This window comes from Luteibacter rhizovicinus (genome assembly GCF_004342265.1).
Lineage (GTDB): Bacteria > Pseudomonadota > Gammaproteobacteria > Xanthomonadales > Rhodanobacteraceae > Luteibacter > Luteibacter rhizovicinus_B.
Window position 1 is genome coordinate 248,045 of the sequence record NZ_SMCS01000004.1, and the last position, 21,840, is coordinate 269,884.

The 21,840-nt window shown below is 64.7% G+C and carries 18 protein-coding genes; 9 read left to right on the forward strand and 9 right to left on the reverse strand.

Translation table 11 applies throughout. The annotated features are described in order from the left end of the window. Positions 1–5 precede the first annotated feature (5 nt). On the forward strand, positions 6–1,139 hold the full coding sequence (locus tag EC912_RS11955) for an SLC13 family permease (RefSeq protein WP_132144284.1): 1,134 nt from the start codon (positions 6–8) through the stop codon (positions 1,137–1,139). Here the strand turns inward: EC912_RS11955 and EC912_RS11960 are convergent. Further along, positions 1,128–2,024: a LysR family transcriptional regulator gene (locus EC912_RS11960; protein WP_132144286.1), complete on the reverse strand. Its 897-nt coding sequence runs from the start codon at positions 2,022–2,024 to the stop codon at positions 1,128–1,130. The genes EC912_RS11955 and EC912_RS11960 overlap by 12 nt on opposite strands. Positions 2,025–2,152: 128 nt before the next feature. On the opposite strand from EC912_RS11960, the gene EC912_RS11965 reads away from it, so the two are divergent. Beyond that, a complete protein-coding gene (locus tag EC912_RS11965) occupies positions 2,153–3,214 on the forward strand; it encodes an aldo/keto reductase (protein ID WP_132144288.1) in 1,062 nt (353 codons plus the stop codon). A gap of 197 nt (positions 3,215–3,411) precedes the next feature. On the opposite strand, the gene EC912_RS11970 is transcribed toward EC912_RS11965, so the two are convergent. From EC912_RS11970 to EC912_RS11990, 5 genes are all read right to left on the reverse strand, one after another. After that, positions 3,412–4,695, reverse strand: a complete 1,284-nt coding sequence (locus EC912_RS11970; RefSeq protein ID WP_132144290.1) for a polyhydroxyalkanoate depolymerase — start codon at positions 4,693–4,695, stop codon at positions 3,412–3,414. A 142-nt stretch (positions 4,696–4,837) separates the two neighbouring features. After that, positions 4,838–5,599, reverse strand: a complete 762-nt coding sequence (locus tag EC912_RS11975) for a class I SAM-dependent methyltransferase (RefSeq protein WP_132144292.1) — start codon at positions 5,597–5,599, stop codon at positions 4,838–4,840. A gap of 10 nt (positions 5,600–5,609) precedes the next feature. Continuing rightward, positions 5,610–7,886, reverse strand: a complete 2,277-nt coding sequence (locus tag EC912_RS11980) for a xanthine dehydrogenase family protein molybdopterin-binding subunit (RefSeq protein ID WP_132144294.1) — start codon at positions 7,884–7,886, stop codon at positions 5,610–5,612. Then, positions 7,883–8,431, reverse strand: coding sequence for a (2Fe-2S)-binding protein (locus EC912_RS11985; RefSeq protein ID WP_132144296.1), 549 nt, complete (start codon positions 8,429–8,431; stop codon positions 7,883–7,885). The genes EC912_RS11980 and EC912_RS11985 overlap by 4 nt, the downstream gene beginning before the upstream one ends. A 47-nt stretch (positions 8,432–8,478) precedes the next feature. Further along, positions 8,479–9,792 (reverse strand): amino acid permease, encoded by a 1,314-nt coding sequence (locus EC912_RS11990; protein WP_132144298.1) that lies wholly within the window; start codon positions 9,790–9,792, stop codon positions 8,479–8,481. Positions 9,793–9,983: 191 nt separating this feature from the next. Here EC912_RS11990 and EC912_RS11995 point away from each other — a divergent pair, with 191 nt between their 5' ends. From EC912_RS11995 to murD, 3 genes are read left to right on the forward strand one after another with little or no spacing between them, the layout of a single operon-like run. Further along, positions 9,984–12,545, forward strand: a complete 2,562-nt coding sequence (locus EC912_RS11995) for a bifunctional aspartate kinase/diaminopimelate decarboxylase (protein ID WP_132144677.1) — start codon at positions 9,984–9,986, stop codon at positions 12,543–12,545. Beyond that, positions 12,542–13,888, forward strand: coding sequence for a UDP-N-acetyl-alpha-D-muramoyl-L-alanyl-L-glutamate epimerase (murL, locus tag EC912_RS12000; protein ID WP_132144300.1), 1,347 nt, complete (start codon positions 12,542–12,544; stop codon positions 13,886–13,888). Before EC912_RS11995 ends, murL begins: the two co-directional genes overlap by 4 nt. Beyond that, positions 13,875–15,230 carry a UDP-N-acetylmuramoyl-L-alanine--D-glutamate ligase gene (gene murD, locus EC912_RS12005; protein WP_132144302.1) on the forward strand — a complete coding sequence of 452 codons (1,356 nt, stop codon included), beginning with the start codon at positions 13,875–13,877 and terminating at the stop codon, positions 15,228–15,230. The genes murL and murD overlap by 14 nt, the downstream gene beginning before the upstream one ends. A 154-nt stretch (positions 15,231–15,384) precedes the next feature. On the opposite strand, the gene EC912_RS12010 is transcribed toward murD, so the two are convergent. Next, complete coding sequence (locus EC912_RS12010) at positions 15,385–15,654, reverse strand: flagellar biosynthesis protein (RefSeq protein WP_132144304.1); 270 nt, start codon at positions 15,652–15,654, stop codon at positions 15,385–15,387. Next, complete coding sequence (locus EC912_RS12015) at positions 15,651–16,805, reverse strand: flagellar hook-length control protein FliK (protein ID WP_132144306.1); 1,155 nt, start codon at positions 16,803–16,805, stop codon at positions 15,651–15,653. Before EC912_RS12015 ends, EC912_RS12010 begins: the two co-directional genes overlap by 4 nt. Before the next feature lie 168 nt (positions 16,806–16,973). On the opposite strand from EC912_RS12015, the gene tgt reads away from it, so the two are divergent. The 4 genes from tgt (at position 16,974) to secF (ending at position 21,504) form a co-directional block, all read left to right on the forward strand. Next, the gene (tgt, locus tag EC912_RS12020; RefSeq protein WP_132144308.1) at positions 16,974–18,104 is read left to right on the forward strand and encodes a tRNA guanosine(34) transglycosylase Tgt; all 1,131 of its coding nucleotides are present in this window, start codon (positions 16,974–16,976) and stop codon (positions 18,102–18,104) included. Positions 18,105–18,260: 156 nt separating this feature from the next. Beyond that, entirely contained in the window at positions 18,261–18,605 is a 345-nt protein-coding gene (yajC, locus tag EC912_RS12025) for a preprotein translocase subunit YajC (protein ID WP_132144310.1), read from the forward strand. Between the two features lie 45 nt (positions 18,606–18,650). Continuing rightward, positions 18,651–20,525: a protein translocase subunit SecD gene (gene secD, locus EC912_RS12030; protein ID WP_132144311.1), complete on the forward strand. Its 1,875-nt coding sequence runs from the start codon at positions 18,651–18,653 to the stop codon at positions 20,523–20,525. A 16-nt stretch (positions 20,526–20,541) separates the two neighbouring features. Beyond that, positions 20,542–21,504, forward strand: a complete 963-nt coding sequence (gene secF, locus EC912_RS12035; protein ID WP_132144313.1) for a protein translocase subunit SecF — start codon at positions 20,542–20,544, stop codon at positions 21,502–21,504. Positions 21,505–21,567: 63 nt separating this feature from the next. Here secF and EC912_RS12040 read toward each other — a convergent pair whose 3' ends face one another. Continuing rightward, positions 21,568–21,807 (reverse strand): hypothetical protein, encoded by a 240-nt coding sequence (locus tag EC912_RS12040; protein WP_132144315.1) that lies wholly within the window; start codon positions 21,805–21,807, stop codon positions 21,568–21,570. Between the last annotated feature and the right edge of the window lie 33 nt (positions 21,808–21,840).

Below are 21,840 nucleotides of genomic sequence, written 5' to 3' on the forward strand. Positions count from 1 at the left end.
GACGGATGGGCGACAAAGAAGGTGTTCTGCGCTGGGTTCCCGAGTCCATTCGCGGACTGCGCCACGACTATCTGTTCCTCGCGCTGCTCGCCGCGCTGGTCGTGCTGACGGCGATATCGCCCGGGAAGATAGCGGGCTATCCGGGGCTGGTGGACTGGCGGACGATAGCGACACTTACCGGTCTGCTGATTCTCACGAAAGCCGTCGAGATGAGCGGTGCGTTGCATCGCATCGGCAGCTGGTTGATCGAGCGTACCGCCACGCGTCGCATGACCGCGCTGGTTCTCGTGCTGGTGACAGCGGTGCTGTCGATGCTGGTAACGAACGACGTGTCGTTGTTCGTCATGGTGCCGCTCACATTGAGCATGTGCCGCGCCGCACGCATGCCGGCGACAAAACTCGTTGTGTTCGAAGCGCTCGCGGTCAACGCGGGATCGGCGCTGACGCCTATCGGCAATCCGCAGAATCTTTTTATCTGGCAACAGTGGGGCAATGGATTCGGTTCGTTCGTGTGGTCGATGGCGCCGTTGGTTGCGATGCTGTTCGCCATGCTGATTGTGCTGACCGCGGTTTCGTTTCCCGCGACGGCGTTGAAGGTCCACGATCATGTCGACGACCATGTGTTCGATCGTCACCTTCTGACTATCGCCGCGTTGCTGTACCTGCCGTTCCTTGTACTCGCCGACATGCACTACACGACGCTGGCGCTCGCTGCCGTGCTCGTGGTTTTCCTTGTCGTCCGCCGCGATATCGTGGCGCGCATCGACTGGGGATTGCTGATCGTCTTCGTACTGATGTTCGTCGACCTGCGACTGCTGGCGGGATTGCCTTCGGTGCACGACTTCATCGGCGGCCTGGGGTTGGCCGATCCGAAGCGGCTCTACGTGGCGAGCGCGCTGGCGTCGCAGGGCATCAGCAATGTGCCTGCCGCGATCGCGCTGGCCGAGTATTCGCAGAACTGGAAGGTCATCGCCTGGGGCGTGAGCGTCGGCGGTTTCGGCTTCATCCTCGGCTCGCTGGCGAACCTGATCGCGCTGCGCCTGCTCGGAGAGCGCAGGGCGTGGATAACGTTTCACCTGTATTCGGGACCGTTCTTCGTGGTCGCCGCCGTGCTGGGCTACTTACTTTTACGGGTGTAGCCGCGCCTGCAGGAAGTCGATGAAGACCCGCAGTTTGCGCGGCATGTGCGCGCGGCTCGAGTAGTAGAGATAGAACCCGGGGAAGGTCGGCCACCACGGTTCCAGTAACGGCACCAGTCGGCCGCTTTCCAGATCGTCGCGCACGGTTTGCTCGAAGCAGCAACCGATGCCCGCACCCGCGCGCACGGCATCGAGCAGCAGGCCGAGATTGTTGCTGATGAACGATCCGCTCACCGCGACGTCGAAGGCGCGTCCCCGATCTTCGTAATCCCAGCGATAGAGGTCGCCGCCGGCGAACCGCATGTTCATGCAGTTGTGTTCGTGCAGCGCTTCGGGGGTGTCGGGCGCGCCGTGCCGTTCGATGTACGAGGGAGTGGCGAACGTCACCTGGCGCATCGGGCCGCCCATGCGGATGGCAACCATGTCTTTTTCGACGCTTTCGCCGAGCCGGACGCCGGCATCGAAGCCATGGGCGACAAGATCGATGAACTTCGTGTCGCAGTGCAGCTCGACGACGATATCGGGGTAGGCGGCCAGGAAGTCGGGCAGGTGAGGGGCTACGAGAATCGTCGCTACCGCGTCGGACACGTTAAGGCGCAGCAGGCCGGCGGGCCGGTCGCGCATCTCGTCGATACCCGCGACGGCGTCGGCCAGCGCGGCCAGCGCCGGCTGGGCATCGATCAGGAAGCGCTGGCCCAGTTCGGTGACGCCGACGCGTCGCGTCGTGCGATCGAGCAGGCGAACGCCGAGGCGTGCTTCGAGGTTGCGCACGGTCTGCGACAGCGCCGACGGCGATACGCCCATCTCGACCGCGGCGCGCGTGAAGCTCGCATGGTGGGCGACCCGGGCAAAGGCGGCGATGGCGGGTAACAGGTCGGGGGTCATGGCCCGACTATAAAGCACAACTTCAAAGTGCATGCACTCGAATGGGATGTTTGCGAGGTAATAAGCGGTCTAGCCTCGTCGTCATGGGTGGCGCACTCCGCGCGGCCCGATGAAACGGAACCCATGCCATGCAACTGGACGACTATCTGACCCTCGGCCGCACAGGCCTGCGCGTAAGCCCGATGTCGCTGGGCACAATGACCTTCGGCGACGACTGGGGCTGGGGCGCGGATGCCAGCGAATCGCGGCGCATCTACGATGCCTACCGCGAGCGCGGCGGCAACTTCATCGATACGGCTAACTTTTACACGGGCGGCAGCTCGGAACGGTTGCTGGGGCAGTTCGTCGCCGGGCATCGCGACGAGGTGGTGATTGCCACGAAGTACACGATGAACATGCAGCCGGGCAATCCGAATGCAGGCGGCAATCATCGGCGGAACATGCTGCGCTCCGTCGAGGCGAGTCTGGAGCGGCTCGGCACCGACTACATCGACGTGATGTACCTGCATGCCTGGGATGGGCTTACGCCCGCCGAGGAGATCATCCACGCCTTCGACGACATCGTGCGTTCCGGCAAGGTCATGTATGTCGGCATATCGGACGCGCCCGCCTGGCAGGTGTCGCGCATGCAGACCGTGGCGGCGCTACGTGGTCTTGCGCCGATCGCGGCGTTGCAGATCGAGTACAACCTGATCGAGCGCACCGTGGAGCGCGAACTGCTGCCGATGGCTCACGAAATGGGCATCGGCGTGCTGGGTTGGTCGCCGCTCGCCAGCGGCGTGCTTACCGGCAAATACACGCGTGCGGATATGAATGGCGTACCGGCGACGGAAGCCGTGGGTACGCGCAAGAGCGTTGCGGTGGGCAATGGCGCACTGACGGCTCGCGGGCTGGACATCGCCGACGTGGTCGGCGAAATCGCGAAGGAGTCGGGCCGCTCGGCGGCCCAGGTAGCGCTTGCGTGGACCATGCGTCGTGTCGCGCCTTCGGTGATTCCGATCATCGGTGCGCGGACGCTGAAACAGTTCGAGGACAACGTCGGTGCGCTCGATCTGGTGCTGTCGGACGATCAGGCGCGGCGGCTCGACGAGATCAGCGTAATCGAGCTGGGCTTCCCGCACGATTTCATGGCGCGGCCGCTGACGAACGGGATTATTACGGGCGGTACGAAGGTGCGCCGAGGCTGGTGAAGGCAAAAGCGCGCTCTCTGTCTCCCTGTGGGAGCGCGCCTGCGCGCGAAAGCCGACGGAGCGGCGATGCCGTGGGTGGCATCCGCGGCCAGGAGATTTGGCTCGCGACTGTGAATATCCGGCTTCCTCGCCCTGTTGGCTTTCGCGCGCAGGCGCGCTCCCACAGGGAGACAGAGCGCGCGCTTGCGCGGTACGGATCAGCCTTTCTTCGGACCCTTGGCGCCCGTCGAGCTATTACCGCGATCGAAGCGCTTGATGAAATCGCGCACATCCGGATACACCGTTTCGCGCCAGCGACGGCCGCTGAAAATGCCGTAATGTCCGGCGCCCGCGACAGTGATGTGCTTGCGGCTCTTCTTCGCGATACCGCTGCACAGATCGTGCGCCGCTTCCGTCTGGCCCGCGCCGGAGATGTCGTCGAGTTCGCCTTCGATCGTCAGCAGGGCCGTGCCCTTGATCTTCGCGGGACGGACCAGTTCGCCGTCGATTTCCCAGGTACCCATCGGAAGACGATGTTCCTGGAAAACGGTTTCGATGGTGTCGAGGTAATACTCGGCCGGCATGTCCAGCACGGCGTTGTATTCGTCGTAGAACTTGCGGTGCGCTTCGGCGTCGTCGAGATCGCCTTTGCGCAGGTTCTCGTAGAAGTCCCAGTGCGACATGACATGACGGCTGGGATTCATGGCGATGAAGCCCGCATGCTGCAGGAAGCCCGGATATACCGCGCGGCCGGCACCCGGATACTGCCAGGGCACCTTATGGATCAGCTGGTTCCGGAACCACGACAGCGGACGTGTGGTGGCGAGGTTGTCGACACTGGTCGGACTGCGACGGGTATCGATCGGGCCGCCCATCAGCGTGAGCGTCGCCGGCGTGGCTTCGCCGCGCGCGGCCATCAATGAGACGGCAGCGAGCACCGGCACGGTCGGCTGGCACACGGACACCACGTGCGCGCGATGCACGCCGACATGGCGGATGAATTCTTCGATGTACGCAACGTAATCGGCGAGACCGAACGAGCCCTCGTCGACCGGAATCATGCGCGCGTCGACCCAGTCGGTGATGTATACCTTGTGGTCGCGCAGCAGCGTGCGCACCGTGTCGCGCAGCAGGGTGGAATGGTGACCGGACAGCGGCGCGACGACCAGCACCGCCGGATCGTTTTTCATCTTGTCGACCGTCGCCTGATCGTCGCTGAAACGCTTGAAGCGCTTCAGCGTGCAGAACGGCTTGGCCATCGACACCTGTTCGACGATAGCCACTTCGTGGCCGTGCGCCTGCACGCTGTGGATGTCGAATTCGGGCTTCTCGTACGCCTTGCCCAGGCGGTACATCAGTTCGTATCCCGCCGCCGCGCGATCCGCGCCGGGCATGCGGGAAATAAAGCTGCCGCTATCGCCGAACATTTTCGCGCTCGCTTCGGCCCAGTAGGTCAGGGGGCCGAGCATCGAGCGTTGCCATTCGTGCATGAGGTAGAGCATGCAGAGCGTCCGGGGGGATGGGGAAGGTGGCGCATCTTAGCTTGTGGCGGTGCACCACGTGTTAAGGCTTTGGTTTGATTGGGGAAAGGTAGGTGTTGGGGGGTATTCCTGGCGATGTTTGACGCAGGAGCGCTCGCAGGGGTTAAGCCCGCTTGCGGCAGACCAGCAGGATCTCGTCCACTTCCGGGCCCGCCACGAACCCGTCTTTCAGGGCCAGGGGCTTTTGGAACCGCACGCCCAGCGGCATGAAGACTTTGTTGTACCACCACATGGCGCGGGCCCTGCGATGGGTCAGGAACCACTGGCCCAGATCGAGCAGCTTCGACGATTTCGGCTGCATGCCGTACACGGCGCTGCGTTCGATAACGAAGCCGTGGCGGGCGAGAAGCTCCGTCACGGCGGCCGGTTCGTAGCGCCGGTAATGGCCCACGAATTCGTCGAACGCGTTCCATGCGGAAGGATGCAGCGGAACCGACAGCAGCAGCGAAGCACCGGGGCGGGCGACACGCGCAAGCTCGCCGAGTGCGCCTTCGTCGTTCACCACGTGTTCGAGGATGTCGAAGGCGCAGACGAAATCGAAGCTGTTGTCGACGAAGGGCAGCGCACCGATCATCGCCTGGGCGACATGAGCGCCGTGACGGCCGAGTTCCGTCAGCGCGGGACGGCTGAGATCGACGAATTGGGTATCGACCAGTGGCAGGCGTGGCCGCAAACCCGGCGCGACCTCCAGTCGCGATGTTGACGTCGCGGCCAGTTCGGCGACGAGCGGCCACGTATTGAATCGCTCCGGCGCGAACAGTTTCGCGTCGCGCCAGAGCGCATCGTAAAAGCGCCGGTTGCTGCCGATCAGATCCGCATCCGTACGTGGGCCCGGCGTTTCCGGAGAAAAGGATGCGAAGGTCATGGCGATTCCGTCAGCGTAGTCGGGCGAGCTCGCGTAACAGCGGCAGTCTGCGTATACGCACCGCGGTGGCGCGGAAGACGGCGTTGGCCAGTGCCGGCGCGGTCGAAGGTACGCCCATGACGCTGGCGCCCGTCGGATCGGCGGTCGACGAGACGATGGCTACTTCGACCTCGTTGGGCATCTGTGCCGTGGCGGACAAAGGGTAGTCCCGGAAACCGCGCTGCTGGACCTGACCGTCCTTAACGGTGATAGCCAGGTTCATCGCGGTGGACAGCGCATCCATCGTGGCGCCGGCGATCTGTGCTTCCAGACCGGAGGGGTTGACCACGCGGCCCACGTCCACCGCACAGACGACGCGCTGGATATCGATGCCGTCGGCGGTGGGAGCGACCTCGATCGCATGCGCGACATAAGCGCCCCACACATACGCACAGGCGATGCCCAGACCGTTCTCGCTACGCAGCCAGCGAGTCCAGTCGATCTTTTCAGCGGCCATCCGCAACACGTTCGCAAGGCGTGCGGTATCGATCGGACCGCCGCGGCCGTTGTACGGAAGCTGGTGCGCGTCGCCGAGCATGGCCAGGCGATAGTCGAGCGGGTTGGCTTTCAGCGAGTGCGCGATTTCGTCGATGAAGCATTCGGTCGCGAACGTCGGTGTGACGTGCGGCGAGCCGCGCCATTCACCGCGTGGCAACTGGGAGTCCAGCGAGTACCAGTCGCTGCGGAAATTCGGTACGAGGCCGGCCGGCAGCGCGTCGGGCATCAGTTCCGACTGCCAGAGACGATTGTCGGCGACGCCTCGACCCTTCTGGATCGACGGGCTGGCCATGCGCTGGTGCCAACCGGCGATCTTCTTCTTCGCGTCGATGGATGCGTTCAGGCGATGCACGGCCAGCGGGCGATAGAAATCGTGGGCGAGGTCTTCGTCGCGCGTCCAGATGACCTTGATCGCTCGCGTACGAATGTCGGTGGATTTTTTCGCCAGCGCGATCAGCATCGCTTCGGCGACGTAGTCGTGTTGCAGGCGACGACCGAAGCCGCCGCCGCCGCGCGGTACGCGGATATCGATCTGGTCGGGCTTGAATCCTGTCAGTCGCTGCACGACGGCATAGGCCTGACGTGGCGCCTGCGTGGCCGCGATCAGCGTGACGCTGGTATCGGGATCGAGGCGGACGATGCAGTTCGGCGGTTCGGCGGTGGCGTGGGCCACCCAGGGCTGGAAGTACGTGGCTTCGAGCGCTCGCGCGGCTTTCTTGCGCGCGGTAGCGATGTCGCCGTCGTTGCGCACGATCGAGGGTTGTACCGATTCGTCGTCGAACATGGCGACGGCATGCTGCTCCAGCGCACCGGTGTTTGGCTCGGCGCTGGCGCCCGCTTTCCACGTGGCCTTCAGTGCCACGCGTCCCTGCAATGCCGCCCAGGTGTCCCTCGCCAGCACGGCGATGCCCACCGCCTGCGGCGTGTATCCCGACTGCTGGCCCTGTTCGGGCTGGATGTCGATGACGTCGTAGACGCCATCGACTTTCTTTGCCGCGTCGCGATCGGCGCTGTCCAGCGTGCCGCCGGGGAAGGGGCAGCGCGAAAGCACGGCAACGACCGCATCGCCCAGCATCTCGTCGATGGCATATTTCTGCCGGCCGGTGACAATGTCATGGGCGTTGACGTCACCGGCGGGCTGACCGATCAGCGTGTAACGATCGGCGGATTTGACGGGGGGAGCTTCGGACGGCGCCTGCAATGCGGCAGCCGCAGCGGCAAGGTCGCCGTAGGGCAGGCGACGGCCGTCCGGAGCAAGCACGGCCCCCTTGGCGCCACGGATCTGTTCCGCCGGTACGCCGAGGCGGCGGGCGGCCGCCTGGAACAGCAGCCAGCGCGCCAGCGCGCCAGCCTGTCGCAGATCGGCCCATGCGGCGGGGATGCTGCTGGCATCGCCGCTGTGCTGCCGTCCATAAATCCAGCGAGGTTCGCCGTTGCCCTCTTCGATGCCGAGGCCCAACTGCTCGACCACGACCTGCGACCAGTCGGCATCGAGTTCGTCCGCGATGATGCGCGCGAGCGATGTTGCCGTGCCTTCGCCGTTGTCGGGATCGCGCACGCCAATATAGATGCGGCCGTCCGCCGCGATGCGCAGGTACGGGCCAAGCTGGGACCACGCGTCGCCGAGCAGGCCAAGCGGTACGGGGCGATCGAATGCCGACGCGCTGCCCACGCCGACGATGAGCGCACCGGCGGCGCCGGCGGCGAACTGCAGGAAACGGCGGCGCGAGATCTGGACCTGTCCACTCATGCCTTGGCGTCCTTCATGGTCGCCGCGGCGCGTTTGATCGCCTTGCGAATACGCCCGTAGCTGCCGCAGCGGCACAGGTTGCCGATCTTGTCGATGTCCGCGTCGGATGGATTCTTCTGGCGCGAGAGCAGGTCGACCGCCGCCATCAGCTGGCCCGGCTGGCAATAACCGCACATGGTGGCGTCCTCGTCGATCCAGGCCTGCTGCACGGGATGCAGCTTGCCCTGGCCGTCGGCCAGGCCTTCCACGGTGGTGACGCGCTTGCCGGCGAGCTTTTCCATCTTCGTGGTGCAGGAGGCCACGGCCTTGCCTTCGACCAGCACGGTGCAGAAGCCGCAGTCGCCCTGATCGCAGCCGTATTTGGCGCCGGTCAGGCGCAGTTCGTCACGCAGATACCAGAGCAGGGGCATCGTTTTGTCGCCCGTGTGCCGGTAGAGCTTGTCGTTGACGACCAGGTCGATGCCTTCGCGCACGGGCTTGGACACCGGCGGGGTGCTGCCGGCTTTCGGTACGGGGACTGGGGCGGTCGGGCCTTGCTGTGCCATTCGGTTTCCTCACTCGAGCGCCGTCATTGTCGCATCGGTGTATGTGTTTAGTGAGCGACTTTACTGAACAGGCGACGCCATACGAAGTAAACCGGTATGCCCGCCACCACGATCAGGCCGACGACACCGGCGCTGAGCGGGTTCTTGATGGCGGTGGCCACCACCACGCCGACCACGGTCATAAGGAACAGCACCGGCAGCAGCGGGTAGGCGGGTGTCAGGAAGGCCGGCACTTCGCGGTCGCGCATGCGGTACCAGAACAGCGTGGCGACGGTGATAGCGCAGGCGGACCAGTCGCCGAACGTGGCGAAGTTCAGCAACTGCTCGAAGTCGGTCGTCATCGCCAGGACGATAGCCCAGCCGCTGAGCAGCACCAGGGCGATATTCGGCGTGTGGTAGCGCGGATGCAGGCGCGCGACGATTTTGAAGAACATGCCGTCGTCGCCCATGACCTGAAGCACGCGGGCGCCGGCGACCAGGGTGATATTGCAGAAACCCAGGGCCGATATGGCAATGCCGATCGCGATGACTTTCGCGCCTGGCTCGCCGAAGACCCGGCGCATGACATCCGCGGCGGGTGCGCGGCTTTCCGCCAGACCGCCGTGGCCCAGTACCGACAGGTACGCGAAGTTCGTCAGGGTATAGGCGGCGACGACGACGATCATGCCGAGGAACAGGGCGCGCGGCAGCGTGCGCTGCGGATCGCGCACCTCGCCCGCCAGATTGTTCAGATAGGTAAAGCCGCTATACGCGAAGAGCACCGGTAGCAACGCGCCGACGAAACCGACGTCGCTCACGGTCGGATCGGCGGCCAGCGCCTGGGTGCTGCCCGCGCCGGCGAAGGCCAGGCCGGTCACTACCAGCACCGCCACGGCGGTGAGTTTCAGGATGGCGAAGACGTTCTGTACCTGGGCGCCGAAGCGGATGCCGAACAGGTTGAGTCCCGTGACGAAGACCAGCGCCCCGACCGTCAACGGCTGGGTCATGGACGGGGGCAGGCCGAGAGCCGGTGTCGCGTACAGGGCGAAAATGGTCGCCACCGCCGCGCTGCTGCCGCTGTAGATAACGAGCAGCATGGTCCAGCCGAACAGGAACCCCGCGGGGCGTCCGAACGCTTCGCGCAGATAGACGTAGCTGCCGCCCGCCTGCGGCCGGCGCGCGCCGAGTTCCGCATAGCAGAGGGCGCCGATCAGGGTCAGCAGACCGCCACCCACCCACAGCAGGAGCAGGATCAGGCCGGACGATGTCCGCTGCGCCGCGATATACGGATTGACGAAGATGCCACCGCCGATGATGCCGCCGACGACGATCAGCGCGGCATCCATGAGCGTAAGACGACGGACGTACCCGGTGGAGGACATTTGGCGGCTTCGTTGGGAGTGACCGTGAAGCATGGCGGGGAGGGGCGTGAGGGGCAAGAGCGGGGGGCTCTCGTTGCCTTTTTCGCCTTGCAGCGCAACACTCCCGGACTTCCATTCCCCCCAACCGGCAAGATTCCTCAGTGAGCGAAAACGCAATAGCGCCGTTGCCCGCCAACGCGCCCTGGATCGTCATGAAGTTCGGCGGCACCAGCGTCGCCACCGTTGCGCGCTGGCGCAATATCCTCGAACTCGCAGCATCGCGTCGCGCCGAAGGCGCCCGCGTGCTGATCGTGGTGTCGGCACTGTCCGGCATTACCGATGGCCTGAAACAGCTTTGCACGCACACTGAATCGAAACGCCGCTCGGAAGCGGCCGCCGCACTGGCCGATCGCCACCACACGCTGCTTGCCGACATGGCGCTGGCCATGCCCGAAACCCTGGGTGCGCGGCTGGCCGATCTGGCGGCACTGGCCGACGCCGGCGCCGCCGAACTCGGCGAGCTGGCGTGGCAGGCCCGGGTGCAGGCGCACGGCGAACTGATGTCCAGCGCTCTTGGTGCGGCTTTTCTCAGTGCCAACGGTTTGACGACGGCATGGCTGGATGCGCGCGATTGCCTCGCATCCGTCGCGCTGCCGAACCAGAACGAGCGCACGCGTCTGCTCTCGGCGATGGTCGAACCGCACTACGACGCGGAACTGTCCGCGCGCCTCGCCTCGCTGGGCGAGGTCTTCATCACGCAGGGCTTCATCGCGCGCGATGTGGAAGGCCGCACGGTGCTGCTCGGTCGCGGCGGATCGGATACATCGGCCGCTTACTTCGGTGCCCTGTTGCGCGCCGAACGCGTGGAAATCTGGACCGACGTCGCGGGCATGTTCAGCGCCAATCCGCGTCAGGTGGCCGGTGCGCGTCTGTTGCAGCGTCTGGATTACGAAGAAGCCCAGGAAATCGCATCGACCGGCGCCAAGGTGCTGCATCCGCGCTGCCTGTCGCCGTTGCGCGAACCGCGCGTGCCGTTGCTGATCAAGGACACCAACCGGCCCGAGCTGGAAGGCACGTCCATCGGTCCCGAAGTGCGCGAGCATGCGCCCAGCATCAAGGCCATCAGCGCACGCAAAGGCATTACGCTGATCTCGATGGAATCCGTGGGCATGTGGCAACAGGTCGGCTTCCTCGCCGACGTGTTCGATGCGTTCAAGCGCCACGGTCTTTCCGTCGACCTTATCGGTTCGGCCGAAACCAACGTTACGGTCTCGCTCGATCCGACCGAGAACCTGCTCGATTCGGACGCGATCGCCGCGCTGGCCGCCGACCTGGCGCGCGTGTGCCGGGTGAAGGTCATTGCGCCATGCGCCGCGATCACGCTGGTCGGTCGCGGCATGCGCTCGATGCTGCACAAGCTGTCCGGCGTGCTGGCCGAGTTCGGTCAGCTGCGCGTGCACCTGATTTCCCAGTCGTCCAATAATCTCAACCTGACCTTCGTGGTCGACGAGGACGTAGTGGACGACATGCTGCCGCGACTGCACGAACTGCTGATCGGCGCCGGCGCGTTGCGCACCGACGACAGCCTGTTGTTCGGACCGAGCTGGCAGGCGCTTTACGGTACCGGCGAGCAGGTGTTGCCCCCTGCGCAGTGGTGGCAGGCCGAGCGTCCGAAACTGCTTGAGCTGGCGCAGGAACGCACGCCGCGTTACGTCTACAACCTGCCCACGATCCGTGCGCAGGCGCGTCGACTGAAAACCCTCTCCGCTATCGATCGCGTCCATTACGCCGTCAAGGCCAATACGCATCCGGGCATTCTGAAAGCGCTGGCCGAGGAAGGCATGGCGTTCGAATGCGTGTCGCCGGGCGAGCTGGCCGTCGTGCAGGCGGCGGTGCCGGAGACGGCGCCGATCCTGTTCACGCCGAACTTCGCCGCGCGCCGCGACTTCGTCGCCGCACTGGCGACGCGCGCGACCATCGGTATCGACGCGCTGCATCCCATCGAACACTGGGGCGATCTGTTCGCCGGTCGCGACATCATGCTTCGCGTCGACCTCGGTCGGGGCCTTGGCCATCACGAGAAAGTGCGCACGGGCGGCACGGGCAGCAAGTTCGGCGTACCCATCGAACATATCGATCGCTTCCTGCGTCTTGCCGATGCGGCGGGCGCGCGCGTTATCGGCCTGCATGCCCATCTGGGCTCGGGCATTCTCGATGCGGCGCACTGGGGCGAGGTCTATTCGCAGCTCGCCGCGCTGGCCGAACGTATCGGCAGCATTTCCATCCTGAACATCGGTGGCGGACTCGGCGTGCCTTCGCACCCGGGCGAAACGCCGCTGGATATGAGTGCGCTGGACCGTGTGCTGAAATCGGTACGTCAGGCGTATCCGCAGTTCCAGGTGTGGATGGAGCCGGGCCGTTTCCTGGTGGCCGATGCGGGCGTGCTGCTTGCGCGCGTCACCCAGGACAAGGAGAAGGGCGCCAACGTGCGTTACCTCGGCTTGGACACGGGCATGAACAGTCTTATTCGTCCCGCGCTTTACGACGCGTGGCACGAGATCGCCAACCTCACCCGGTTCGGCGAACCGGCCACGACGATGTATCAGATCGTCGGTCCCATCTGCGAATCCGGCGACGTGCTCGGCTCGGATCGTCGTTTGCCCGAATCGAAGGAAGACGACGTGATCCTGATCGGACAGGGAGGGGCGTATGGTGCGGTGATGTCGTCGCGCTACAACCTGCGCGACGAAGCCGACGAGGTATTGCTTCCATGAGTAGCTTCGCCGATCCCCGCAACGCCGCATCCTTCCGTTTCGTTCGCCACGGGTTCGCCGATGGCGTCGCCGAACTGGTCTATGCCTTCGACGATGGCCCGGAGCTGATCGAGCGGGTGACGTTCCCCGGCGCGCCGACCGTTCCGGCCGAACGGGCGGGTGCGTTCGAGGCGGCATTGCGATTGCTGCATCTGGTCGCCGGCGTCAGTTACTACAAGGCCGGTATTCCGGAACGGATCGTCGTCGAAGGCTGGACGCCCGACGAGGACACCGCGACCTTGCTGGACTCGCTGTATCTGCACGGTCTGGCCGAGTTCGCCTATCGCAACCGCCTCGACCTGCGTGGCCGCGTGCGTTTTCCGACCGGTGGTACGCGTCCGGCGCGTGCGGGTGCTATCGGATTGCCGCAGCGTTCGCTCGTGCCGATCGGTGGCGGCAAGGATTCGGTCGTGGCCGTCGAGGCGATCAAATCGATCGGCGCGGAAGCGACGGCCGTATGGGTAGGCAACTCGCCCCTGATCGCCACCTGCGCCGAACGCACGGGCCTGACCACGCTGAACATCGCGCGCGAACTGGCGCCGGGTTTATTCGAGCTTAATCGCATGGGTGCCTGGAACGGCCACATTCCGGTGACCGCGGTGAATTCGGCGATCCTGGTGCTGGCCGCCATCCTTTATGGCTACGACAGCATCGTGTTCGCCAACGAGCGTTCGGCATCCGTCGCCACCCTTGAGTACGAGGGGCAGGAAGTGAACCACCAGTGGAGCAAGGGCTTCGGTTTCGAAAAATCCCTGCACGACTATCTGCACGGACACGTCGCCAGCGATCTCGATTATTGCTCGCTGTTGCGGCCGTATTCGGAACTGGCGGTGACGAGCGCGTTCGCGCGGCTCGGTGCGCCGTATTTCGAAGTGTTCTCCAGCTGCAACCGCAACTTCCGTATCCTCGGCCCCAAGCCGGCGGATCGCTGGTGCGGGCAGTGCCCGAAATGCCATTTCGTTTTTCTGGCGCTGGCGCCGTTCATGCCCAAGCAGCGTTTACTGTCGATCTTCGGTCGCAACCTGCTCGACGACGAATCGCAGGTGGCCGGATTCGACGCATTGCTGGAATTCCAGGATCACAAGCCATTCGAATGCGTCGGCGAAGGCGCGGAAGCGCGCGCGGCGATGCATGCGCTGTCGCAACGGCCGGATTGGCGCGAAGACGCCCTGATCGTTCGCTTTCGTCGGGAAATCCTCCCGCAACTGGACGTGGCAGAACTCGCGCTGGAGCCTTGGCTCGAGCCGGGCGCGTCGCATCTGGTGCCGCAGCGTCTGAGCGGAGCGTTGGATGCCCTGGGCTGATCTCCGGCAACGCGCCATCGCGGTCTGGGGATTCGGGCGCGAAGGGCGCGCGGCGCTGACTGCGTTGCGCGCGCACCTGCCGGGACAGGTGTTGGATCTTTTTTGTTCGCCGTCCGAAGTGGAGGCGGTACGTCATGCGTTCGGCGACGACGTGCGCGTGCACGACATCGCACCCGACGCGGCCGCACTCGCGGCGTTCGATGTCGTCATCAAATCGCCCGGTATTTCCGCTTACCGCCCCGAACTGTTGGAGGCGGCTGCACGCGGTACGCGATTCACATCGGGAACGGCACTGTGGTTCGCGACGCATCGCGACGCGCACACCATCGCCGTCACCGGTACGAAGGGCAAGAGCACGACCAGTGCGCTTATCGCGCATCTGGCACGTTCGCTCGGCGTTCGCACCGCGCTGGCGGGAAATATCGGTCTGCCGCTGCTCGAACTCGACGACGCGCAGGCCGGCCTGTGGGTGATCGAGCTGTCGAGTTTTCAGACGGGCGATGCGAGTGGCGTCGATCTTGGCGTCGTGACCAGCCTTTACGAAGAACATCTCGACTGGCACGGTTCGCGCGAACGTTATCTGGAAGACAAGCTGAAGCTTGCGAGCGCGTCTTCCCGTGTGCTGGTGAACGCGATGCAGCCTACGCTGTTGGCTCACGTTGCGGCGCATCCCGACGTGCACCGTTTCGGCGACGCGCAGGGCTGGCATGTCGCCGATGGCTGGATTCGTCGCGGCGACGAACGTGTGATCGAAGCCGCGTGCGTTACGGCACCGGGCCTGCATAACGCCGTCAATGCATGTGCCGCATTGGCGGCGCTCGAACTCATGGGTTTCGATGCGCGTGCCGCCGCGCCCGCGCTCGCGACTTTTGCGCCGCTGCCGCACCGCCTGCAGCCGCTCGGGGAGCGCGACGGGCTGCGCTGGGTCAACGATTCCATCAGCACGACGCCGTTAGCCAGTCTCGCCGCGTTGGAAAGCCTGCAGGGCGAGCGCATCGCGCTTATTGTCGGCGGCCACGATCGCGGTCTTGACTGGAGCGTGTTCGTCGATGCGATGCGTGTCGATGCGCCGTTGGCTATCGTCTGTCAGGGCGCGAACGGCGAGCGCATCGCGGCAGCTCTTGAAGCCGCTGGCGTCGGGGTCGTGCATCACGCGACCGATCTTGCGGGTGCGGTGAGCAAAGCCCGCGCGTTGCTGGATGGTCACGGCTATGTCGTGCTGTCGCCGGGCGCGCCGAGTTTCGATCAGTTCCACGACTATGCCGACCGCGGTCGGCGATTCGCGGAGCTGGCGGGTTTCGATGCGGGTGTCGCGTCGATTCAGGGGCTGGGCGTTTACTGAGGCGTTACGGCTTTATCGCTCCGTTGGCTTTCGCGCGCAGGCGCGCTCCCACAGAAAGACAGGAACGCGCTATTGATCTCTGTGGGAGCGCGCCTGCGCGCGAAAGCCAACGGAGCGGATTAGCCGAACAGCGATTGCCCAGAAGATCCGCAAGTCAGCGCTGTTCTTGCGCCGCCGACAGCAACGTACCCACCACCGCCGCCAGCGCCGCATAGAGCTCGGTCGGTACATCGTCGCGCAGCTTCACGGCTGCCAGCAGCGTCGCTATCTGCGGATCGAGATGCGGCGACAGCCCCAGCGACTGGGCGCGATCGAGCATGGCCTTCACGCCGGCGGCATCGATATGTTTGCTGGTGCCACTGTCGGTGGGTGACGCGACCCGCAGCGTCACGCTGCGGCGGGGCGAAGGCAGGCTGGCGGTCATGCGGTGGCTTCGAGTAATACGGCGCTGTACGCGCCGGCTGGCTGGGGCAGGCCATGGATGCAACTGAGGTGGTCGAGCTGCAGGCCACTGCGTTCCAGTAGCTGGCGCAACGTCAGGAATTCGTCTTCGATGCGGCTCACCGTCGGGCCGTGCTGCGCCCAGATGCGTACCGACACGCGCGTCGTACGCAACTGGATTTCTCCCTGTATGGCGCCAAGCGACGGCAGATCGACGGCGAAGCCGACGGTCCATGCGCCTTCGCGATCTTCGGGACGCGGCGCTGATTCCTCGATGCGCAGTTGCAGGATGTCGTATCCGCGAACGCCGCCCAGCGGAATTTCGACCATCCACACGCCGGTCTGCGGTGGCGATTCCAGTTGGGCGATTTCCACGCGCGCGAGCGCGCTGCGGACATTCACGCGCAACTGGGCGACGAGGTCCTCGACTTCGGTTTCGGTGGACATCTCAGGCAGACGCATCTGTGCGATCAGCGGTCGCTGGCGCAACGGTGGCGCGGTGTCGCTCAGCGAGGGCGGCAAGCCGCTGCGAGCTCGCGCCGGCGGGAGTTCGTCCAGCGTGCGACGAAGCTGGAGCAGGGCGGCTTTCCAGTCGTCGGTGGCGGGTGCTTCATCCGCGGGCGTGGACAGGCGCGACTCCAGGAATAGCCCGCTGCGTGCGATGGCTTCCTTCAGGCCGCTCGGACTGCCCACATCGCCGGGCTTGCTGATAGCGGCTTCCAGCGTCGCCAGCGCGGTGCGTAGCGGCGCGGGCAGCAAGCGGGCAGCGGGTCGTCGCGCCAGCGCGCTGAGTACGCCGAGCAGCGGTGCATAACCATTCTGCAGAGGCAGCCGATCGCGTAGTCCTTGCATGGCAATGCGGTCGCCGGCCGGCTGGGCCAGGATTTCGAGCTGGGGTTGTGCGCCCTGGGTAAGGACGCGGACCTGGAACTGCTGGGGAAGCTGGGTGCCCGCGGCATCGGCCTCGACCGTCATGCCACCCACCTGGAGCAACAACCGGCCCTGATCGCTCAGTCCGAGCAGATTCGCCGACAGCAACGTACCGACACGCCAGCTATCCACCGAACCGGCGGTACCCGCAGCCGCGCCCGCCCATAGCTGGGCAGCCAGACTGGTGGTCGGTGGGATGTTCATGGGCAGGGCCTCCTGCGTCCGTTGTCGCGGCCCGAATGGGCGCGTTCCTGTTGCTCAGGGCATCGGCCGATTTCGCAAGAACTTTAGAAGGCGCAAGGGCCCGTTCCCTGTAGGAGCGCGCTTGAGCGCGCCCCTACAGGTGATGCCTCGACCGGCTAAACTATGTCCATGACCCAATTAGCTTTCGACCTCCTCGCCACCGATGGCGCGGCCCGGCGCGGCCGCGTCCGATTCGAACGCGGCACCGTGGAAACGCCCGCGTTCATGCCCGTGGGCACCTACGGTTCCGTGAAGGCCATGACGCCGCGCGATATCAACGATATTGGCGCGGAAATCATTCTCGGAAACACGTTTCACCTGTTCCTGCGCCCCGGCCTCGACATCGTCGGGGAGTTCGGTGGGCTGCATAAATTCATCGGATGGGAAAAGCCGATCCTCACGGACTCCGGCGGCTTCCAGGTCTTTTCGCTGGCGCACAAGCGCAAGATCACGGAAGAGGGCGTGACCTTTGCCTCACCGGTCGACGGCTCGAAGGTGTTTCTCTCGCCCGAGGAATCCATGCGTATCCAGAAGGTGCTGGATTCCGACATCGCGATGATTTTCGATGAGTGCACGCCGTATCCGGCCACGGAGAAAGTGGCCGGCGACTCCATGGAACTGAGCTTGCGCTGGGCCGAGCGGTCGCGGCAGGCGTTCGACGATCTGAAGAATCCCAACTCGCTGTTCGGTATCGTCCAGGGCAGCACGTACGAAAAGCTGCGCCACCGTTCGGCCGAGCGGCTGGTCGAGATCGGCTTCGACGGTTATGCGATCGGCGGTCTGGCCGTGGGCGAGCCGGAAGCCGAGCGCAACCACACGCTGGACCTGACCCTGCCGATGCTGCCGAAGGACCGTCCGCGCTATCTGATGGGCGTGGGCCGGCCGGAGGATATCGTCGAGGCGGTACGCCGCGGCATCGACATGTTCGATTGCGTGATGCCCACCCGCAACGCCCGCAACGGTTTCCTGTTCACGGCCAGCGGCACCCTGCGCATCCGCAACGCGAAGTTCGCCATGGATACCCGGGTGATCGAAGAGGGCTGCGACTGCTACACCTGCGCCAGCGGCTTCAGCCGGGCCTATCTGCGCCATCTGGACCGCTGCAACGAGATCCTCGGCGCCCAGCTCAACACGATGCACAACCTGCGGCACTACCAGCGCCTGATGGCCGGTCTGCGGGACGCCATCGAGCGGGGCGTTCTGGAGGACTTCGTCGCCGCCTTCTATGCCGCGCGGCACAAGGCCGAGGTCGACGGCTGACCCGCCACCGGGCCGCCAGCCGGCTTGGGTTCGATCCCCGCGGCCCCCAACCCGTTCACTTCCGGTGCACGGGGCCGGGGTGCGTGGCATAATCCACGATCTTTTTCAGCGAACGGGCATTTTTTTCAGGCCGTTCCATAACTTGCGAGATATCCGATGAGCATCATGACCTCCGCAACACTTGCCCAGGCCGCCGCTCCAGCCGTCGCGGCCCCCAATGGCGCGTTCGGCCTGTCGCCCCTGATCCTGATGGCGGTGCTGTTCGGCATCTTCTATTTCATGATGATCCGCCCGCAGATGAAGCGTCAGAAGGAGCACCGCGCGCTGCTTTCCGCGCTGTCCAAGGGCGACGAAGTGGTCACCAGCGGCGGTATCGCCGGTCGCATCACGGAAGTGGGCGAGTCGTTCATCAGCATCGAAATCGCGCCGAACGTGTCGATCAAGGTGCAGAAGGGCGCTATCTCGCAGGTCCTCCCCAAGGACTCGCTGAAGAACTCCTGACGCCCGCTGCCGCGGCTCGGTTGCCGCTTTAATGGAATGCAAGGCATGACTGATTTTCCACGCTGGAAATATGCGCTGGTCGTAATCGTGTTGCTGTTCGGTCTCGTTTACGCGCTGCCGAATATCTTCCCGCCCCAGAACGCCGTACAGATATCGGCCAATCGCGGTGCTACCGTCGATGCGGCTCTGAAGGCCAAGGTCGAAGGGGTGCTTCAGCAGAACAAGACGCCCGTGTCGTCCGTCGAGATCGACGCCGCCGGCACGCGCCTGCTCGCGCGCTTCCCCGATGCCGACTCGCAGTCGAAAGCGGGCGATGCGTTGCGTCAATCGCTGGGCGAGCAGTACACCGTTGCGCTGAACCTGGCTTCGACGGTGCCCGGCTGGCTTCGTTCGATCAATGCCAATTCGATGCCGCTCGGCCTCGATCTGCAGGGCGGCGTGCGCTTCCTGATGGAAGTGGACCAGAACGCGGTCGTCGACACGCAGGAAACGCGTTACGCCGAGGACATTCGTTCCCTGCTGCGCGACAAGAACATCCCGTACGACTCGGTGAACCGCAATCCGCGTGGTCAGGGCGTTGGCGTCATCCTGCGTTCCGACGCGGACCGTCAGGCAGCCGCGACGCTGCTCTCCACGGAATACACCGACCTGCAGGTCGGCGATGGCCCGACGACCGGCGATCGTTTCGTGCTGAATGCGACAGTCAAGCCGGCAAAGCTGCGCGAACTGGCCCAGAGCACCATCCGCCAGAACGTCAGCACGCTGCGCAATCGCGTCAACGCGCTGGGCGTGTCCGAGCCGATCATCCAGCAGCAGGGCGAAAGCCAGATCATCGTCGAACTCGCCGGCGTCCAGGATACGGCCGAGGCCAAGAAGCTGATCGGCGCGACCGCGACGCTGCAATACCGCGCCGGCCTCTACAGCCCGCAGCAGGCAGTGGACGCCGCCCGTTCGGGCAGCGTGCCGCCCGATGCGAAGCTGTACTACGGCCGCGACGGCCGTCCGTACCTGCTCAGCAAGAAAATCATCGCGACCGGCGACGAGTTGATCAACGCCAACTCGGGCCGAGACCAGCAAAACGGTACGCCGAATGTCGACGTCCAGCTGAACAGTTCCGGCGCACGCAAGATGGCGGAGTTCACCAACGCGAACGTTGGCAAGCCGATGGCGGTGCTCTACATCACCCGCGTGAACGAGGTGAAGATCATCGACGGCAAGGAAGTGAAGGTGCCGAAGACGACCGAAGAGGTCATCAACTACGCGAACATCAGCAGCCCGTTCAGCAGCAAGTTCCAGACCAACGGCTTGCCGAGCGATTCGGAAGCCCGCGATCTCGCCCTGTTGCTGCGTGGCGGTTCGCTGGCCGCGCCGGTCGACATCGTCGCCGAAAGCGTCATCGGTCCGAGCCTTGGCGCGGACAACATCAAGAAGGGTTTCAATGCCGTGATGATCGGCCTTGGCCTCGTGCTGCTGGCCGCTGCGATCTACTACAAGCTCTTCGGTCTGGTCGCCGACATCGCGCTGTTCCTCAACCTGGTGCTGCTCGTTGCCGTGATGTCGCTGATCGGTGTGACGCTGACCATGCCGGGTATCGCGGGTATCGTGCTTACGCTCGGTATGGCGATCGACGCCAACGTACTCATCTGCGAACGCATCCGCGAAGAACTGCGCAACGGCTCCTCGCCGCTGGCCGCGATCCGCACGGGTTACGACAAGGCATGGGCGACCATTCTCGATGCCAACGTCACCCATCTGCTTGCCGCGCTGGGTCTGATGACGATGGGCTCGGGTCCGATCAAGGGCTTCGGCGTTACGCTGTTCATCGGCATCCTGACATCCATGTTCACCTCGGTGACCGTGACCCACGCCATCACCGCGCTGATCCACGGCGGCCGCAAGCTCAAGACGCTGTCGGTCTAAGGGGCAGGAGAACGACATGGAAATCTTCAACCACAATTCCAACTTCAACTTCCTGGGCCTGCGCCGTTTCAGCATCGGTCTGGCGATCCTGCTGATGCTGGGCTCGGTCGGCCTGATCCTCGGGAAGGGCTTCAATTACGGCCAGGACTTCACCGGCGGTATCGTGGTCGGCGTCGCTTACGACAACCCGATCAGCACCGCCGACGTTCGCACGGCGCTCGAAAAGGCCGGCCTGGAAAACACGCTTGTGCAGGCCGTGGGCGGCACGCGCGAATTGTCCGTACGCCTGCAGGGCAAGGACGATACCGCGTCCACCGGCCTCTCCGGCGACGAGGCCGCGGGCAAGGTCGCGCAGGACGTTGTCGCGGCGCTGAAGGCGGCGCGTCCGGATGTGCGTATGACGAGCCGCTCGTTCGTCGGTCCGCAGGTTGGCGAAGAGCTGCGCAGCGACGGTATCGTCGCGGTGATCTTCGTCATCGTCGGCATCATGGGTTACCTGTGGATCCGCTTCGAGAAGCGCTTCGCCATCGCGGCGCTGGCCACGGAAGTCCACGACGTGCTGGTCACCCTGGGCATCTTCGCGCTTACCCAGCGCGAATTCGACCTGACGGTTCTGGCGTCGGTGCTTGCGGTGGTCGGCTATTCGATCAACGACAAGGTGGTCGTATTCGACCGCGTTCGCGAACTGTTCCGCGTCAGCCGCAACGCCACGCCGGAAGAAGTGCTGAATCGCTCGATCAACAGCACGCTTTCGCGAACCATCATCACGTCGCTGTTCACGGGTATCACGATGGCCGCGCTGTACTTCATCGGCGGCCCCGTGGTTCATGGCTTCGCGATCACGATGCTGATCGGCATCCTGGTCGGTACGCTCTCGTCGATCTTCGTCGCCAGCCCGATCCTGCTGTGGCTGGGCGTGTCGAAGAAGGACCTGATGCCGGTGGCCAAGGACGAGGGCGAGCTTGCTCGCCGGCCCTGAGTCATCGCATCAGTAGTGAAAAGGCCCGGCTAGTCCGGGCCTTTTTTATGGTCCTTGCGCTTCTCAGAACTCTTCGTCGTCCCGGCTCGCGCCTTCGGCGTCGTCACGCAGCGTAACGACGACATAGGCGGCACCGATCAGCGAGGCGCAGAGCCACGCGTAGGCGATCTGAAGAGGCATTCGCGGTACGGCGGCAGCGACTTTGGGTGCGAAAGCCAGGCCGCTCATGCCGACAACGGCAAGGAATGCGGCGACCGTCCAGACCAGCCTCCTGGACGGCACGTACTTGGTGGAAGTGTTCATCGACTGAGCCCCTGTGCTCGATTTCGTGACGCC

Excerpts from the sequence above, each read along its gene's own strand:
- EC912_RS11955 (WP_132144284.1), top strand. The coding sequence starts at position 6 with ATGGGCGACAAAGAAGGTGTTCTGCGCTGGGTTCCCGAGTCCATTCGC.
- EC912_RS11960 (WP_132144286.1), bottom strand. The coding sequence starts at position 2,024 with ATGACCCCCGACCTGTTACCCGCCATCGCCGCCTTTGCCCGGGTCGCC.
- EC912_RS11965 (WP_132144288.1), top strand. The coding sequence starts at position 2,153 with ATGCAACTGGACGACTATCTGACCCTCGGCCGCACAGGCCTGCGCGTA.
- EC912_RS11970 (WP_132144290.1), bottom strand. The coding sequence starts at position 4,695 with ATGCTCTACCTCATGCACGAATGGCAACGCTCGATGCTCGGCCCCCTG.
- EC912_RS11975 (WP_132144292.1), bottom strand. The coding sequence starts at position 5,599 with ATGACCTTCGCATCCTTTTCTCCGGAAACGCCGGGCCCACGTACGGAT.
- EC912_RS11980 (WP_132144294.1), bottom strand. The coding sequence starts at position 7,886 with ATGAGTGGACAGGTCCAGATCTCGCGCCGCCGTTTCCTGCAGTTCGCC.
- EC912_RS11985 (WP_132144296.1), bottom strand. The coding sequence starts at position 8,431 with ATGGCACAGCAAGGCCCGACCGCCCCAGTCCCCGTACCGAAAGCCGGC.
- EC912_RS11990 (WP_132144298.1), bottom strand. The coding sequence starts at position 9,792 with ATGTCCTCCACCGGGTACGTCCGTCGTCTTACGCTCATGGATGCCGCG.
- EC912_RS11995 (WP_132144677.1), top strand. The coding sequence starts at position 9,984 with ATGAAGTTCGGCGGCACCAGCGTCGCCACCGTTGCGCGCTGGCGCAAT.
- murL (WP_132144300.1), top strand. The coding sequence starts at position 12,542 with ATGAGTAGCTTCGCCGATCCCCGCAACGCCGCATCCTTCCGTTTCGTT.
- murD (WP_132144302.1), top strand. The coding sequence starts at position 13,875 with ATGCCCTGGGCTGATCTCCGGCAACGCGCCATCGCGGTCTGGGGATTC.
- EC912_RS12010 (WP_132144304.1), bottom strand. The coding sequence starts at position 15,654 with ATGACCGCCAGCCTGCCTTCGCCCCGCCGCAGCGTGACGCTGCGGGTC.
- EC912_RS12015 (WP_132144306.1), bottom strand. The coding sequence starts at position 16,805 with ATGAACATCCCACCGACCACCAGTCTGGCTGCCCAGCTATGGGCGGGC.
- tgt (WP_132144308.1), top strand. The coding sequence starts at position 16,974 with ATGACCCAATTAGCTTTCGACCTCCTCGCCACCGATGGCGCGGCCCGG.
- yajC (WP_132144310.1), top strand. The coding sequence starts at position 18,261 with ATGAGCATCATGACCTCCGCAACACTTGCCCAGGCCGCCGCTCCAGCC.
- secD (WP_132144311.1), top strand. The coding sequence starts at position 18,651 with ATGACTGATTTTCCACGCTGGAAATATGCGCTGGTCGTAATCGTGTTG.
- secF (WP_132144313.1), top strand. The coding sequence starts at position 20,542 with ATGGAAATCTTCAACCACAATTCCAACTTCAACTTCCTGGGCCTGCGC.
- EC912_RS12040 (WP_132144315.1), bottom strand. The coding sequence starts at position 21,807 with ATGAACACTTCCACCAAGTACGTGCCGTCCAGGAGGCTGGTCTGGACG.